The 14,750-nt window shown below is 66.1% G+C and carries 15 protein-coding genes; 9 read left to right on the plus strand and 6 right to left on the minus strand.

Annotated features, from left to right (window positions below):
* The first annotated feature begins 17 nt into the window (after nucleotides 1-17).
* Nucleotides 18-2,801, plus strand: coding sequence for an ATP-dependent helicase (locus V2L32_RS15705; RefSeq protein ID WP_331233440.1), 2,784 nt, complete (start codon nucleotides 18-20; stop codon nucleotides 2,799-2,801).
* Between the two features lie 15 nt (nucleotides 2,802-2,816).
* Here V2L32_RS15705 and V2L32_RS15710 read toward each other — a convergent pair whose 3' ends face one another.
* Both V2L32_RS15710 and V2L32_RS15715 read right to left on the minus strand, forming a co-directional pair.
* Complete coding sequence (locus tag V2L32_RS15710) at nucleotides 2,817-3,059, minus strand: DUF7123 family protein (RefSeq protein WP_331233442.1); 243 nt, start codon at nucleotides 3,057-3,059, stop codon at nucleotides 2,817-2,819.
* Between the two features lie 122 nt (nucleotides 3,060-3,181).
* Nucleotides 3,182-5,839: an AAA domain-containing protein gene (locus V2L32_RS15715; RefSeq protein WP_331233443.1), complete on the minus strand. Its 2,658-nt coding sequence runs from the start codon at nucleotides 5,837-5,839 to the stop codon at nucleotides 3,182-3,184.
* A 61-nt stretch (nucleotides 5,840-5,900) separates the two neighbouring features.
* On the opposite strand from V2L32_RS15715, the gene V2L32_RS15720 reads away from it, so the two are divergent.
* The 4 genes from V2L32_RS15720 to V2L32_RS15735 all read left to right on the plus strand — a co-directional run bounded on the left by V2L32_RS15720 (nucleotide 5,901) and on the right by V2L32_RS15735 (nucleotide 7,431).
* Complete coding sequence (locus tag V2L32_RS15720; RefSeq protein ID WP_331233444.1) at nucleotides 5,901-6,449, plus strand: hypothetical protein; 549 nt, start codon at nucleotides 5,901-5,903, stop codon at nucleotides 6,447-6,449.
* Nucleotides 6,450-6,478: 29 nt separating this feature from the next.
* Nucleotides 6,479-6,856 carry a nuclear transport factor 2 family protein gene (locus V2L32_RS15725; protein WP_331233445.1) on the plus strand — a complete coding sequence of 126 codons (378 nt, stop codon included), beginning with the start codon at nucleotides 6,479-6,481 and terminating at the stop codon, nucleotides 6,854-6,856.
* A 1-nt stretch (nucleotide 6,857) separates the two neighbouring features.
* Nucleotides 6,858-7,055 carry a hypothetical protein gene (locus V2L32_RS15730; RefSeq protein ID WP_331233446.1) on the plus strand — a complete coding sequence of 66 codons (198 nt, stop codon included), beginning with the start codon at nucleotides 6,858-6,860 and terminating at the stop codon, nucleotides 7,053-7,055.
* 241 nt (nucleotides 7,056-7,296) lie between these two features.
* Entirely contained in the window at nucleotides 7,297-7,431 is a 135-nt protein-coding gene (locus tag V2L32_RS15735) for a DUF7503 family protein (RefSeq protein ID WP_331233447.1), read from the plus strand.
* On the opposite strand, the gene V2L32_RS15740 is transcribed toward V2L32_RS15735, so the two are convergent.
* The 4 genes from V2L32_RS15740 to V2L32_RS15755 all read right to left on the minus strand — a co-directional run bounded on the left by V2L32_RS15740 (nucleotide 7,428) and on the right by V2L32_RS15755 (nucleotide 11,900).
* A complete protein-coding gene (locus V2L32_RS15740; RefSeq protein ID WP_331233448.1) occupies nucleotides 7,428-9,545 on the minus strand; it encodes a hypothetical protein in 2,118 nt (705 codons plus the stop codon). The two genes, V2L32_RS15735 and V2L32_RS15740, sit on opposite strands and share 4 nt — an antisense overlap.
* Before the next feature lie 70 nt (nucleotides 9,546-9,615).
* Nucleotides 9,616-10,323, minus strand: a complete 708-nt coding sequence (locus tag V2L32_RS15745; protein ID WP_331233449.1) for a DUF7504 family protein — start codon at nucleotides 10,321-10,323, stop codon at nucleotides 9,616-9,618.
* A gap of 74 nt (nucleotides 10,324-10,397) precedes the next feature.
* On the minus strand, nucleotides 10,398-11,348 hold the full coding sequence (locus V2L32_RS15750) for a zinc-dependent metalloprotease (RefSeq protein ID WP_331233450.1): 951 nt from the start codon (nucleotides 11,346-11,348) through the stop codon (nucleotides 10,398-10,400).
* 105 nt (nucleotides 11,349-11,453) lie between these two features.
* Nucleotides 11,454-11,900, minus strand: a complete 447-nt coding sequence (locus tag V2L32_RS15755; protein WP_331233452.1) for a hypothetical protein — start codon at nucleotides 11,898-11,900, stop codon at nucleotides 11,454-11,456.
* A gap of 81 nt (nucleotides 11,901-11,981) precedes the next feature.
* Here V2L32_RS15755 and V2L32_RS15760 point away from each other — a divergent pair, with 81 nt between their 5' ends.
* The 4 genes from V2L32_RS15760 to purF all read left to right on the plus strand — a co-directional run bounded on the left by V2L32_RS15760 (nucleotide 11,982) and on the right by purF (nucleotide 14,734).
* Nucleotides 11,982-12,782, plus strand: coding sequence for a zinc-binding metallopeptidase family protein (locus V2L32_RS15760; protein ID WP_331233454.1), 801 nt, complete (start codon nucleotides 11,982-11,984; stop codon nucleotides 12,780-12,782).
* Nucleotides 12,779-12,961, plus strand: a complete 183-nt coding sequence (locus V2L32_RS15765) for an LSM domain-containing protein (protein WP_331233455.1) — start codon at nucleotides 12,779-12,781, stop codon at nucleotides 12,959-12,961. Before V2L32_RS15760 ends, V2L32_RS15765 begins: the two co-directional genes overlap by 4 nt.
* Nucleotides 12,958-13,128, plus strand: coding sequence for a 50S ribosomal protein L37e (locus tag V2L32_RS15770; RefSeq protein ID WP_331233456.1), 171 nt, complete (start codon nucleotides 12,958-12,960; stop codon nucleotides 13,126-13,128). The genes V2L32_RS15765 and V2L32_RS15770 overlap by 4 nt, the downstream gene beginning before the upstream one ends.
* A gap of 130 nt (nucleotides 13,129-13,258) precedes the next feature.
* The gene (gene purF / locus V2L32_RS15775) at nucleotides 13,259-14,734 is read left to right on the plus strand and encodes an amidophosphoribosyltransferase (RefSeq protein WP_331233457.1); all 1,476 of its coding nucleotides are present in this window, start codon (nucleotides 13,259-13,261) and stop codon (nucleotides 14,732-14,734) included.
* The last annotated feature ends 16 nt before the right edge of the window (nucleotides 14,735-14,750 follow it).

Here is a 14,750-nt window from a genome sequence, read left to right on the forward strand (position 1 = left end):
GGTTCCACTAGCGATCGATGGACGGGCGCGCGGTGGGGAGCGTCGAGCCGGGTGGGAACGAGGAGGGGGTGCTGGAGTCGCTCGACCCGGTCGTGCGCGAGTGGTGGGTCGAGCAATTCGGGGAGTTCGTCTCCGTGAACGACGGCTACTTCACTCCGCCCCAGCGCGAGGCGATCCCGCTGGTCAAACGGGGGGAGAACACCCTGATCTGCGCACCGACCGGCTCGGGGAAGACGCTCGCGTCGTTCACCGCGGTGATCGACGACCTCGTCCGCCGCGAACGGGCGGCGGGGGCGACGAGCGACGACGAGGATGCGGGCGAGCGTGACGGAAGCGAGACGGAGGGCGGCCTCGAGAACTCCGTCTACTGTCTCTACGTCTCGCCGCTTCGTGCGCTCGCGAACGACATCAACCGGAACTTAGAGGAGCCGCTCTCGGCGATCACCGGGCGACTCGCCGAGCGAGGTGAGGAGATCGAGGTCCGCCAGGCGATCCGCCACGGCGACACGCCACGGTCCGAACGCGGGAAGATGCTCGAGGAGTGTCCGCACATCCTCAACACCACCCCGGAAACGCTCGCGATCCTGCTCAACTCGCCGAAGTTCAAGGAGAAACTCCGTACCGTGGAGTACGTCATCGTCGACGAGATCCACAGCCTCGCGGAGAACAAACGCGGCACTCACCTCTCGGTGAGCCTCGAACGACTCGAGGAGCTCGCGGCGCACTCGCCGACGCGGATCGGCTGTTCGGCGACGGTCGAGCCGCTCGAGACCGTCGCGGCGTTCCTCGTCGGTCGCGAGGAGCGAGCGGACGGGTTCGAGCCTCGCGACTGTGAGATCGTCGACACCCGGTTCGTCCGCGAGTTCGACCTCGAACTCTCCTGTCCGACGGACGACCTGATCGGGACGCCCGGCGAGCTGGTACAGGAGCGCTTCTACCGGGAACTCCACGACCTGGTCGGGAGCGCGACGAACACGCTCGTGTTCACGAACACGCGATCCGGTGCGGAGCGGGTGCTCCACGGCCTACGAGAGCGGTTTCCCGAACAGTACGGCGAGGGGAACTCCGGCTGTCACCACGGAAGCCTCTCGAAGGCCAGACGAACCGAGATCGAGGCGGGGCTGAAAGCCGGCGATCTGACGGTGGTGACGACCTCGACGAGCCTCGAACTCGGCATCGACATGCCTCACATCGATCTGGTAGTGCAGGTCGGTAGCCCGAAGTCGGTCGCCTCCCTGCTCCAGCGGGTCGGTCGGGCGGGCCATCGCCTCGGGCAGACGGTCCGGGGGAGGGTGCTCGCGCTCGACCGCGACGAACTGATCGAGTGTGCGGTGATGCTGCGGAAGGCGGAGGAGGGGTTCGTCGATCGGGTGTTCGTCCCCGAGCGCGCACAGGACGTCGCCGTCCAACACGTCTACGGGATGGCGATCAACGCGATCCGACCCGAGCGCGAGGTCCGGTCGACGCTCGCGCGAGCGTACCCCTACCGGGAGTACACCGACCGGGAGTGGGAGTCGCTGATGCGGTATCTCACTGCGGCGTACGAGGGGATGGAGGACAGACACGTCTACGCGAAGGTCTGGCGCGACACGAACGACCCGCCGGACGGCGAACACCACTACCCCGAGTTCCCGGTCGGGGAACCGCTGATCGGGAAGCGGGGACGGCTCGCCCGCGTCATCTACATGACGAACATCGGGACGATCCCCGACAGCTTCACCTGCGACGTCTACACGAGAGGTGAAAGCGAGTGGGTCGGGAACTTAGACGAGAGCTACCTCGACACGCTCGACCCCGGCGACGTGTTCGTCCTCGGGGGCCGGAACTTCGCGTTCAGGTACAGGAGGGGGTCGAAGGTCTACGTCGATCCGACCGGCGCGCGGCCGACGGTGCCCTCGTGGTTCTCCGAGCGCCTCCCGCTCTCGTACGACCTCGGCCGGGAGCTACTCGCCTTTCAGGAGGAGGTCGTCTCCCGTCACGAGGAGGGAGACGCACCCGCAGTCAGGCGGTGGCTCCGGGGGTTCCCGATCGACGAGAACGCGGTGCGAGCGCTCTCGCGGCTGTTCGACCAGCAGGTCGCCTACGCGGGAATCGAGAGCCTGAGCACGCCCGACAGACTGGTGATAGAGGAAGAACGCGACCGGACCGAGTACGTCAGACGCTACCACGTCCACTCCGAATACGGGAGGCGGTTCAACGACGGCCTCTCGCGGCTGCTCGCCCACCGGTGTGCCACCGAAGTAAACGCCTCGGTCACGGTCGCGGTCGCGGACAACGGTTTCTCGCTCTCGATGCCGCTCAACCGGAAGGTCGACATCGAGAGGCTGCTCCGCTCGATCGATCCCGGGACGATCCGCGAGGAGCTGCGAGCAGCGCTCTCGGACACCGACCTGCTCCAGCGCTACTTCCGGATCAACGCGACGCGCTCGCTGATGATCCTGAAGCGGTACAAGGGCTACGAGAAGTCGGCGTCCGAACAGCAGGTCTCCTCGGAGATGTTGCTGGGCTTCGCCCACGGGTTAGAGGAGTTCGCGGTGCTCGACGAGACGTATCGGGAGGTGATCGAGGACAGACTCGCGCTCTCGTCGCTCTCGGAGGTACTCGGGGAGGTTTCGGTGGGCGGTATCGACGTCGTCCACCACCGGGTGGACTCGCCGACGCCCCGTGCGTTCGGGCTCGCGACCCTCTCGGCGAGCGACGTCGTCCTCGCCGAGGACGAGAGCGCGGCGCTCCAGGAGTTTCACCGGCGCGTGCTCGAGGAGATCGGCGAGGAGAGCCCGCTTCTCGCGACCGAGGACTGATCGTGTCGACCGCTCTCAGACCGGGGCGACCCGCCAGGTCGTCGCGCTCGTGTACGACCATTTCTCGACGGTGATGTCGGCGGCGTCCTCGGTGAGCTGGACCATCAGTGCGCCGATCTCCTTCGGTGAGAGCCCCACGTCGTCCGAGATGAACTTCCCCTTGAAGTAGAACTCGCCCTCTTCGGCCCGTTCGGTGAGGTACTGCTCCAGTCGCTCCGCCTTCGTGGATCGCTCGACCGACCGCGTTGTCGTACTCATGCTGAACCGATTCATTCTACCCGAAATTAGTTAATATATGTTCGGTAGCATGTTGGTGTGTAGGTCGGTTTCCGCGAACTCACCTGGATTCGCCTAGGTGTTGGGTGTCGAACGCCGGACGCTCACCGCTCCGCCCAGTCGAGCATCCGCTCGTAGAGCGGATCGTTCGCGAGCGCCTCGCGCGTGCCGACGAGCACGAGCGCACGCTTCGCCCGCGTCAGCGCGACGTTGAGCCGTCGGTAGTCCTCGAAGATCGGTCCCTCCAGATCCCTCGTGGCGACGAACGAGACGATCACGACCTCCTTCGAGGAGCCCTGGAACCGGTCGACCGTGTCGACGGCCGTCTCCGGAAGCTCTCGGGAGAGCGCCGCCACCTGCGCGCGGTACGGCGCGATCACGCCGATCGACTCGCGAGGGACGCCGGCCGTCTCGAACGCCGCGACGATCTCGACCACTCGACTCACCTCTTCGTCGTCCGTTCGTCTGCCGTCGTCGCCCGCGACCGGAACGTACGAGACGGGGTCGCGCAGTTCTTCCGGGAGTCGGTCGGCCGAGACCCCCTCCAGATCGTCGATGCGCCGGGAGGCGACCTCGTGGGTGGCCGGCCTGAGTTTGCCGTCGTAGAACTCCCGCGAGGAGAACGCCTGGATCCGCTGGGCCATCCGGTACTGCCGGTCGAGCAGCACGCCCGCTTCGGGGAACTCCTCGATCAGCCGCGCGAACAGCGATCGTTCCAGTCCGTTCTCGGCGCGCACGACGGGCGGGAGCTGGTGGTGGTCGCCGACGAGGACGAACTTCTCCCCTCTGTTTATCGGCGCGAACGTCATCGGCTCGGTGAGCTGTGAGGCCTCGTCCACGAGGACGGCGTCGAACGCCTCCTCGCGCATGATCCGCGAGCCACAGCCGGCCGCCGTCGCCGCCACGACGGGTGCCTCCCTGAACGCCGCGACCCGTTCGTCGGGGTCACCCTCCGGGTCGAGTCGGTGGGGGAGCATGTCCTCGCGGACGCCCGTCTCGGTGCCGATACGGACGAACTCCGAGAATCCCTGCTCCGAGAGCGCCTCAAGGGCGTTGTCCACCGCCCGGTTCGTGAACGCCGAGAGCAGCACCCGATCGCCGCGCTCGGCGAGCGCGCGTATCGTCCGCGCGATGGTGTAGGTCTTCCCGGTCCCAGGCGGACCGTGGATCAGCGCGAAGTCCTCGGCCGCGACCGCCCGGCGAACCGCCTCGTCCTGGGAGGCGTTGTTCTCCACGAACCTCCCCTCCACCTCGGCGAACGCTGGAAAGCCATCTCCGAAGAGGATCGCCTTCCGTCGCTCCTCGCCTTTCAACAGCGCGTCGTGGAGCGCGGTGAGCATCGACCCGGCGCTCATATCGGATGGGTAGACGTCCAGTCTGGTGAACTCGACCGGCTCGTCGGTCGTGACGACGACCTCCTCTCCCACGGCTTCGACCCGTGCGAGTTCGGCGTGACCCGTCACCGGATCGCCGTCGCTGGCGAGCGCGAGGTCACCGTCGCGGATCTTCGAGACGGCTCGTGTCGGCTGGCGTGCGCGCAGCCGCCACCGTCCCCCCTCGATCCGCTCGCTCCCGACGAACTCCAGGTCGATCAGCGCCCGGTCGTCCGCGGCGCGTTCCTCCGGGCTCTGCTCCCAGAGCTTCGCGTACTCGCGGTGGGCCTCGCGGCGTTCCTCCTCGACGCGCTCGTAGCTCCGCTCGAAGTACGCGAGTTCGCGCTCGGGAAGCGACGTGCCGATCGTCCCCGCCTTCGACTCCTGGTCCAGGCGACCGGCGACGACCATGCAGCTGTCCCGTTCGAAGCAGTACTCGCACTTCGCGTTCGCCTCGTGGCCGGTCGGTACGGTGAGAGAGTACTCCATCGCGGCGATCTCGTTGCGGGTACGGACGACGAACTCCAGGAAGCCCTTCCCGATCGAGAACTCCTTCGCCGGCGAGAGGTCGCCCGTCTCCTCGGCTCTGTCGAGCGCCGAGTTCTTCGTGTAGAGGAGGGTTCCCGTGTCGGGCGGATCGCCGTCGACCCCGCCACGATCGGCGAGCATCAGCGCGTAGCAGGCGGCCTGGACCTTGTCCTGGAACCGGGGATCGCGACGGGTGTTCTTCCCGGTCTTGAGTTCGACCGGCATCCCACGCCTGAGGGCGTCCGCTCGGCCCTTCATTCCGAACGTCTCGCTTATCAGCGTGTACTCGCTCCGCCAGGAGTCCTCCTCGTCGAACGTCCCCTGCGAGAGCCAGCCCTCGATCGCCCGGGCGTTCGCGCGCACGTCGGCTTCGACCTCGTCGGCCGAACGTCCGAGCAATCCGAGTTCGAGACCCGCTTCACGCACTCGCTCGGGGACCGCCTCGTCGAGCGTCGCCCCCCGCAGGAGGTCGCCGAACACCTCGTGGACGACCGTCCCCTTCGTCACCGGGTAGGCCAGCGGCACGCCCGAGAGCTTGTTCAGGTAGTAGATCCGGGGACACTGCACCCACGATCGGACGTCCGTGACGTTCACGAGAAACGAGGGCTCGACGACGGCGTAGGAGGCCTTCGTCGTCGCGTAGCCCGCCTCGCCGCGGAACTCCGTCTCCTCGGCGTCGGTCACGAGGAGCTCCATCCCGGGTTCGAGGTGGTCCGCGGTCTCGGCCCACTTCCCCCAGAGGGTGACGCGTCTCTCGCCATCGCCGTTCCGAACGGTGGTCTCGACCAACTCCCGCTCGCCGTACCGTGTCGTCACCGACCGACGCTCGCCCGGTTCGACCACGACACCTCGGACGTTCACGCGCGAGACAGGGTATCGCAAGGAAAAAGCGTGCCGGTCACCTAGCGCAGGCGGAGATCACATGAAAGTACGCGACTGGGACGACGTCGTCGCCGACGTAGTGGAGACGAGGGCCGAACCGAGCGGGTGGCGTGCGGTCGCGGGCGACCGCTCGCTGGGACTGGGCGAGGACCTCTACCTCGGACACCCGACCGCCGGTGTCTACCTCCTCAAGACGTACGCGAAGAACCCGTTCGAGGTCCGTGGCGTCGGAACCCGGGTCGCGAGGAGGCTGGACGACGATATCGGGGCGTACCTCCCGGAAGAGAACGACGCCCGGTTCGCGATTCGATCCGCCCCGGAGGACGCGGAGGGTGCGAAGACGAGGGCCCGACGGTTCACCGAGACGGTGCGGGCACACGCGGACGCACCGACCACCCCGGAGGACCTCTTCACGGACGTGATGGAGGCGATCGAGAGCCCCGCGTTCGGGCCGATGGAATACGACTCGACGGCCCGTCCGGAGCGTCTCGACGGGCTCTCGGGCAGTTTCGAGGAGGCGGAGTCGGTGCTGAACGCCGAACTCGACGACCTGATCGACGACGACGAGGTTGGCCGCGGCTTCTATTGAGTTAAGTCGGTTCGGCCCCCCGCTCGTACATGGATCGGACCGCGACCGAGACGGTGGAGGCGTACTACGACGCGCTCTCGAGCGGCGAACCGCTCGCTCCCTTCTTCGCCGACCGGAGCGACCTGGTGAAGTTCGGTATCTCGGAGCGACTTGAGGGGTTCTCCGAGGTCGAACGAGGGCTACGCGAGCAGACGGAGACCACGACCGACTGGGCGGTCGAGAGCCGGAACCTGATCGCGAGCGAGGCGGACGGATCGGCCTGGTTCAGCGACGAGGTTCGTATGGAGTGGACGGACACCGAGACCGGCGAGCGTCGGGCGTTCGAGACGCGCTGGAGCGGTACGCTCCGACTCGGTGAACGGTGGCGGTTCGTCGGGATGCACGTGAGCGTCCCGCGGGAGCTCTGAGATGGTCGGCCCGATGAGCGACGACGAGCGTCGGAGCGGCTACCGTCGAATCGGCGCCGGGTTCGTCGGGATCGTCGGGCTCTCGGCGGGGATGATGGCGCTCTCGGGCGGTGCGTCGATGGCACAGGCGGGCGCGGTGACGGTCGGCGGCGTACTTGTTGGTTTAATGTTGCTTTTTTACCTGATCAGAAGTAGGTAGCACGGCGCCGTCACCGTCGATTCGGACGGTATCGTTCAGACTGAAGACTTCTAACGTGTCACTACTTAGGAGTACCCGGCCCGTCGTGACAGCTACCCGGAGGACCTCAGAGCAGTCCGGTACAACATTTATCAGTTATCTATCTGTAAATTACACCGAGGTTAGTTGTTAAAATGATTATATTTAGTATCAATACTATACGAAAAAATTCATATTGGTGCGGGACAATGGTGTATCTGTGATGTCCGACAACACCACCACCGTCCGCACCTACCTCGAAGACCACCCCCGAATGATCGGCGTCCTGTTCACGCTGATGCTGCTGCTCTCGCAGACGACGACAGTGATGGCCGCAAATAACGTTACAATCGACTAAATTTCGTCGAGGGAAAACTCGCTGCTCCAGAAAAGCTGTCCACATAAACGAACCGGAACGTCTTCTAGGCCCAGGTACTCCTCCAATTCCTCTTTTGACACCCGAAACGTATCCAACCGACCCGAGTTGAGGTAGTAGGTCTCGTTAGATTTAATTAGAGGCATGGTGAGTCCACCCATACCCCCAGATGTAGAGGTGTATGTATCGATGGTGATTTCGAAATCATCTCCCTCACGTTCTATTATACAGAGGTTCGGGGTTCCTCCTTCAGACTGAGCGATCGTCAGCCCACCGTCTCCGACCACGAGGTACTGTGTGCCGACGATGTTGTCGCCCTTCGCGACCTCGAGCGCCGCCCGGAGCGGGAACCCGCAGTTGAGCAGGCGGGCGAGCGTGCCGCCGATCCGCATCGCCCCCTCGTTGACGACGCGTTCGAGCGTGACGATGCCGCCGATCGCCCCGCGATCGATCAGCGCCATCCCCTGTTCGTAGGACTCACACGCGTTCAGCATGAACGCGTCCACGCCCACCGAATCGAGCGTGGTCGCGTCGAACCAGCCGTCGGTGCACTCGAAACCCCGTTCGTCGATGTGGCCGATGTAGTGGAAGAAGTCGGCGCTCTCCCGGAGCAGGTCGGAGAGCTCGTCGGTCGTCAGCTCGCGTCTGACGGTCACGTCGAACGGGAGTTCGGTCCGCGAGCCGTAGACGTCGTCGACGACGCTTCTTTCCTGGTCCATCTGCTCGTCGTTGCAGACGACCGTGATCTCGATGCTCCCGCTCTCCAGCGCTCGACCGAACCGGTTGCGGTAGGCCTCGGTCGTGGCCTTGCTCGCGCCGATCGGCGTCTCCTTTCCGATCCAGACCTGTTCGATCGAGTCGGTGGCCTCCGGTTGGACGTACGACCGCTCGACGGGCCTCGCCGAGGTGCTCCTGACGAACGAGTCACGGAGGAAGTCGTTGACCGCCGAGACCTCCGCGGTCGACGCGGTCTCCGCCACCTGCTGGGGGGTACGGATGAGCGCGAGGTCGTTGACGAGGAACGGGAGCGTCTCCGCGCTCTCCGGCCGGGTGGAGACGTGTGCCGTGAGCTTCCAGTCGGGGAGGTGTGGCTCGATCTCCTCGTGAGGGATCTCCAGATACGCAGCGAGGCGATCCGCGATCGACAGCTCGTAGAGTGCGGCGAAATCGACGTCGAGCACCGATTCGACGCTCCGGCGTTCGTGGAGATCGACGCGGTAGAGCCCCTCCGTTCGCGTCACACAGTCGAGGAAGAAGGCGTGTTTGAGTAGCTCTCCCACCTGTTCCTCGAAGCGGTGTTCGTCGAACTCGGTGAGCACCTCGTCGTCGTTCAGGAGTCGGGGGGTCGGACCCGGGACCAGTTCGGCACCGAAATAGTACGCCAGCGGGGCCGCGGCGAAGATGTACCGGTACGCCTCGGGGAGTTCGATCGTGAGACCCGTCTCCGGTCGGTCGAGACCGTCCGGGATAGAGAGCTCGTCGGCGAGCTCGATCGCCGGTGGGTGGCCTCTGAACGTGGGATACGAGCGTTCGGGCGTGGTGGTCTTCAGCGCCGAGCCGAACGTCGATATCGCCGCCATCAGGTCCGCCGGGTCGTCCGTCGTGGTGATCGTCGCGACCGGATACTCGTGTTTCGAGCGAGCGCCGACAAGCAGTTCCGTCGGCTCCTCGAACTCGATCCGGGTGTGTTCGGCGTCGGCTCTGATGACGCCGGCCCCGTTCACTCGGAGGTAGAGCCGGATGGGCGCACAGAGTTCGACGCTGACGTCCCCGTCGAACGGCAGGTCGGCGAAGTGTTCGGCGTTCGCCAGCATCGCCCCGTCGGCGTCACGGAGACAGACTGCGACCACCGTCGGGAGGACGATCGCCTCGGTCTCGATCGCGACGGCCGCATCGACGGGGAACCGAAACGCGTCGGTGTCGACGGCCTCGGGCGACACCCGGGTCGGCGTTCGGAGGGCGTACCGTTTCCGGTCGATCCGGTCGGTGACCTCGAGACCGCGCCCGGTCGTCTCGAAGGTGACCGATCTGACTCCGTCGCCGGGAGCCGGCATCGACGCCTCCACGTGTGTTCCGTCGAGCATTTCAGATGGCATATGTATGAACGACCGAAGTGAAAAAGGTATCGACGGATTACGAGTTCGACCGAACGGGGTTAATACGGCGTTAATCGAACGGGAGCCACGCCGAGGAGAGCGCTTCTTCCCGGAGGTGCCACCGCTGTCGTGGCTCGCCCCCGACCTCCGAGAGCTCTACGGTCGCGTCGAACAACGGGGCGAGCTCCCGCGCGTATCGGTGGTCGATACTCTCGTGGAGGTGGACGTGACAGATACCCACCCTCGACGTGGCCATCGTCGAGAGGAGGTGGACGAACCGGAAGACGACCTCGGGCGGTTCCGTCGCGAGCAGGGTATCGAGCGAGTCGAGACAGATCCGAAGTTCGGCGGGCTCAAGCCCGTTCGAGACCACCTCCAACCGGTCCAGCTCCCGGGCGACGGTCTCACCGAGGTCGCCGAGGTCCCCCTCGGCCGTAGTCGTGGGACACGGGGCGACCCGACGGGTCGCGGTCGTCGTCACGCCCCGCGTCTCCGGCTCGTAGAGCACCACCCGAGCGGTCTCCGTCACCGGCCCCTGACAGGCGCGTGGGAGCCGTCGCTCTACCGACCCGTACCGGCCGTCGGTGAGCACGACCAGCCGTCGGCGAACCTCGTGTTCGACGTCTCCGAGCATCCGGAACGAGAACCGTTCGTGGAGGTCGGAGGAGACACGTCCGACGACCAGTAGCGAACAGCCCTCGCGTTTGAGCGTCCGCAGGGCTCGCGTGAAGCTTAACACCTCCGCGGGGGTCGGCTCCGAGGTGGAGTCGCGAGCCATCTCTCCCCTATTCTGTAACGCGACTGGATAAATATGTATGCCCTACGTGATAGGTCCGGACGAGCACGGCGAGCCTACACCCTCGCGAGCCACCGCTCCGGACGATCGAGTTCCTCGCTCGTCGGGAGCGCCGCGGGCGACTCCCAGACGACGCTCGCGCCCGCGACGCCGCGCTCGTCGGCGACAGCCTCGAAGAAGCGCTTTCCCCGCTCGTACTGTCTACGTTTGATCCCCAGACCGAGCAGCCGCCGCATCAGCTGTGCGATCGGACCGCCACCCTGACGGCGCGCCTCCAGCTTCTCCCGCAGATCGGTGTACTGCTCGTCGAACGCTCGGTCCATCACGAGCTCTGCGTACCCCTCGACGGCCGTCATCGTCGTGTCGAGCTCCTCGAACGCCTCGCGGTCGAGTTCGCCGCGCGTGAGCGCGTCGACGCCGCGTTCCATCCGTGATTCGAGGTGTCCCGAGAGCCACGGCGCCGCGCCGAACTCCGCGGCGTGGGCAACCTCGTGAAAGGCGATCCAGCGCCTGAACCGTTCGCCGTCGACGTCGAGTTCCTCCGCGACGCGCGCGATGTTCGGGTGGACGAAGTAGAGCGCGTGCTCGCGGTCGCCGTCGGCGAGCAGCAGGGGATCGTACTGGCCAAGGACGTTCTTCCCGAGGAAGGAGAGCATGAGCGTCATCGTCCCCGTGTTGAGCACGCGTGCGGCGTCCGGGAAGACGGCGTCGCTCCGCGTCTCGATCGGACGCATCACCCGGCGGAACGTCGAGACGTTCGCGTCGATCCAGTGGTGGCGGTTCTGGATCTCGATCGTCCCCGGCAGATCGAACGCGACCTCGCCGATGGCTCTGATGTTCGTCCGCGCGTCGCGGACGTCGTCGCGGTAACCGGTGACGTCGCGGTCGCTGAGCTCGATCGACCCCGGGGGGGTCGCCTCTCTCGCCGCGTCGCCGACGGCGTCCCAGTCGACGGGACCGGCGCCCGACGCGCGGGAGATCGCCTGGAGGCTACGAAAAACGTTCACGGTACGCGTAGAACCCGTTCGGGGGAAAACCCTTCGGGGTCGACCGGCGTTGCCGGCTGCGACGCAGGTCGACCGATCGTGCGATGTGTCGTCCTCGAACCGGCGTCAGTCGGCGTACTCGGTCAGCTCGACGTCGGTCTCCACGTCGTCGTCGTCCGACCCGGCGAGCTTCTTCGCGACGACCGCCAGCATCACCAGGACGACCAGCCCGACGAACAGTGCCGTCGCGCTGCCCGAGTCGTCCTCGTCCGCTTCGGCCTCTTCCTCCGTCGCGTCAATCTCCGTCTCGGCTTCCTCGTCCACCTCGCTCTCCTCGTCCTTCTTCCCGAAGATGCCGAGTTTCGACCCCCCGGCCTCTTCCCCTTCGGTCTCCTCGGTCTCCTCGTCGGCCGTGCCCTTCTTGCCGAACAGGCCGAGCTTCGAACCGCGCTCTTCTTCCGCGCCCTCTTCCCCGTCCGCTCCCTCGCTCAGGAGGCTCCCGATCGAGCCCTGCGGGTGGAAGTCGACGGTTTCGATGTTGAGCTCCAGCAGCGTCGTCTTCTTATCTGCCATACGTCTCATTGCGACGACGTGGAACTTAGCCGTTCCGCCGGCTATCGAGCCGTTGATGACAGTCGAGACGAACGTCGGGGCGTGGACGACGACCATTGGGGATTCTTCGATCGCCTTCTCACCACCCCCAGCCCCTCCCGGTTCGCCGACGAGGTGAGCGCCGACGCCTACGGGAACGTCGTCGCCCGGCTCAACGGGAGCGGTCCGGAGATCGTGATCGCGGGCCACGCCGACCAGATCTGCTACATCGTCCGCCGGATCGACGACGGCGGCTTCCTCCACGTCGGTCCGATCGGGGGCTCGGCCAAGACCGTCACGCGCGGACAGTACGTCGAGGTCCACGCGAGAGACGAGGTCGTTCCCGGCGTGATCGGACAGGCGACGATCCACCTCCGGGAGGAACACGAGGTCGACGAGATCCACGACGTGCGTGTGGACATCGGCGCAGAGGACGAGCAAGAGGCCCGCGAACTCGTGGAGGTGGGCGATCCTCTCACCGTCCACCAGGGGTTCACGACCTCCACGGCGCGCCTCGTGGCAGTCGGTCTCGACGACCGCGTCGGGACCTGGATCGCCGCCGAGGCGCTCCGTCGGGCGAGCGAGAACGGGACCGAGGCGACGGTGTGTGGGGTGAGCACCGTCCAGGAGGAGGTCGGCCTGCGCGGCGCGCGGATGGTCGGATTCGACCTCCATCCCGATGCGGCCATCGCGGTCGACGTCACCCACGCGACCGACAGCCCGGACGCCCCCGGAAACCGCGGCGGCGACATCGAGCTCGGTGGCGGGCCGGTCGTCGCGCACACGAGTACGACGGCTTCGACCTCGGTCTGTGATGCTCTTCCGGTACAGTTAAGGGCGACTCACCACCCCGTGTTCGTATGAGCGGACGCCCCCTCGACGTTCTCGAAGCCTCGGTCGGCGAGGCAGTGACGGTCAGGCTGAAGGACGGCACCGAGTACGTCGGCACCCTCATGGGCTACGACCAGCACATGAACGTGGTGCTCGAAGACGACAACACAACCATTATACGCGGCGATAACGTCGTTTCGATCCACCCATGACCGACGGAACCCCCGCCCAGGGGAAGAAGAACACGACGACGCACGTGAAGTGTCGTCGTTGTGGTGAGCCCTCGTATCACTCCAAGAAGAAGGTCTGTTCGGCGTGTGGCTTCGGCAAGTCGAAGAAACGCCGCGGCTACGCCTGGAAGTCCCGCGCCGGCGAGTAACACTCTCATTCTCCCGCACCGATGCACGTCCGTGGATAGCGATGCACGTCCGTGGATAGATCTCAGGACCGGACGACGACGCGGAGAACATTCACGGGGTTTTTAACGACCGCTCGCTAGTCGACAGTCGATGACAGCCGGGTACGGCTCGGACACGCCGACCGAGAAGTGCGGGGTCGTCGGCGTCTCGCTCTCGGGCAGGGACGCCGCGCGGCCGCTGTATTACTCGCTGTACGCACTCCAGCACCGCGGTCAGGAGTCCGCGGGGATCGTCACCCACGACGGCTTCCAGCAACACACCCACGTCTCGATGGGGCTGGTCGGCGACGCCTTCTCGGAGTCGGATCTCGCAACGCTCACCGGGAGCGCCGGCATCGGTCACGTCCGGTACCCGACCGCGGGGAGCGTCGACAAGTCCTGCGCCCAGCCGTTTTCGGTCTCGTTCAAGAGCGGCTCGCTGGGGCTCAGCCACAACGGCAACCTCGTCAACGGCGAGGAACTGCGCTCGGAACTCGAGAACGTGGGCCACGCCTTCACGAGCGACGGCGACACCGAGGTGATCGCCCACGACCTCGCGCGGAACCTGCTCGAGTCCGATCTCGTCCGGGCGGTCAAACGGACGATGGAGCGGATCCACGGCTCGTACGCGCTCACGATCATGCACGACGACACGGTACTGGGAGTGCGGGACCCGGAGGGAAACCGCCCGCTCTGTATCGGTGAGGTGCCCGACGGCTACGTGCTCGCATCGGAGTCCGCGGCGATCGACACGCTCGACGGCGACCTCGTACGCGACGTCCGCCCGGGCGAACTCGTCGTGCTCCACGACGACGGCAGCGGCTTCGACTCCTACCAGTTGATCGAGCGCGAGCGAACGGCCCACTGCTTCTTCGAGTACGTCTACTTCGCCAGGCCGGACAGCCGGATCGACGGCACCCTGGTCTACGAGGCTCGTCGCGAGCTGGGTCGACGGCTCTGGGACGAGAGCGGCGTCGAGACCGACGTGGTGATGCCCGTACCGGACTCGGGTCGATCGTTCGCCTCGGGCTACGCCGAGGCGGCGAGCGAGGACGGGCTCGAGGGTGAGGGCGTCGAGTTCGCGGAGGGATTGATGAAAAACCGCTACGTGGGTCGAACGTTCATCATGCCGACCCAGGACGAGCGCGAACGGGCGGTGAGATTGAAGCTGAACCCGATCGCCTCGACGGTCGAGGGGAAGACGGTGACGATCGTCGACGACTCCATAGTGAGAGGAACGACCTCGACACAGCTCGTGAGCCTGCTCCGGGAGGCGGGTGCCGAGGAGGTCCACATGCGCATCGGCGCGCCCCCGATCGTCGCGCCCTGCTACATGGGGATCGACATGGCGACCCGGGAGGAGCTGATCGCGGCGGAGCTCTCGCCGGCGGAGATCGGCGAGGAGATCGAGGCCGACAGCCTCGCGTACCTCTCGATCGACGCGATCGCGGAGACACTCGATCTCGGTCGGGAGGACCTCTGTCTCGGCTGTGTGACCGGCGAGTACCCGTACGGGATCGAGGGCGAGGAGAGCGACCGGGAGGTCGACCGTCCGCTGATCGGAACGGGCGCGCTCGCCGACGACTGAGAGGGATCGTCGTCGA

Source organism: Halalkalicoccus sp. CGA53 (genome assembly GCF_036429475.1).
Classification (GTDB): Archaea; Halobacteriota; Halobacteria; order Halobacteriales; family Halalkalicoccaceae; genus Natronorarus; species Natronorarus salvus.

What these genes read in the sequence shown, in the direction of transcription:
- V2L32_RS15720 (WP_331233444.1), top strand. Translation starts at nt 5,901, where the DNA reads ATGAAAGTACGCGACTGGGACGACGTCGTCGCCGACGTAGTGGAGACG.
- V2L32_RS15735 (WP_331233447.1), top strand. Translation starts at nt 7,297, where the DNA reads ATGTCCGACAACACCACCACCGTCCGCACCTACCTCGAAGACCACCCC.
- V2L32_RS15710 (WP_331233442.1), bottom strand. Translation starts at nt 3,059, where the DNA reads ATGAGTACGACAACGCGGTCGGTCGAGCGATCCACGAAGGCGGAGCGA.
- V2L32_RS15740 (WP_331233448.1), bottom strand. Translation starts at nt 9,545, where the DNA reads ATGCCATCTGAAATGCTCGACGGAACACACGTGGAGGCGTCGATGCCG.
- V2L32_RS15745 (WP_331233449.1), bottom strand. Translation starts at nt 10,323, where the DNA reads ATGGCTCGCGACTCCACCTCGGAGCCGACCCCCGCGGAGGTGTTAAGC.
- V2L32_RS15755 (WP_331233452.1), bottom strand. Translation starts at nt 11,900, where the DNA reads ATGGCAGATAAGAAGACGACGCTGCTGGAGCTCAACATCGAAACCGTC.
- V2L32_RS15730 (WP_331233446.1), top strand. Translation starts at nt 6,858, where the DNA reads ATGGTCGGCCCGATGAGCGACGACGAGCGTCGGAGCGGCTACCGTCGA.
- V2L32_RS15725 (WP_331233445.1), top strand. Translation starts at nt 6,479, where the DNA reads ATGGATCGGACCGCGACCGAGACGGTGGAGGCGTACTACGACGCGCTC.
- purF (WP_331233457.1), top strand. Translation starts at nt 13,259, where the DNA reads ATGACAGCCGGGTACGGCTCGGACACGCCGACCGAGAAGTGCGGGGTC.
- V2L32_RS15770 (WP_331233456.1), top strand. Translation starts at nt 12,958, where the DNA reads ATGACCGACGGAACCCCCGCCCAGGGGAAGAAGAACACGACGACGCAC.
- V2L32_RS15705 (WP_331233440.1), top strand. Translation starts at nt 18, where the DNA reads ATGGACGGGCGCGCGGTGGGGAGCGTCGAGCCGGGTGGGAACGAGGAG.
- V2L32_RS15765 (WP_331233455.1), top strand. Translation starts at nt 12,779, where the DNA reads ATGAGCGGACGCCCCCTCGACGTTCTCGAAGCCTCGGTCGGCGAGGCA.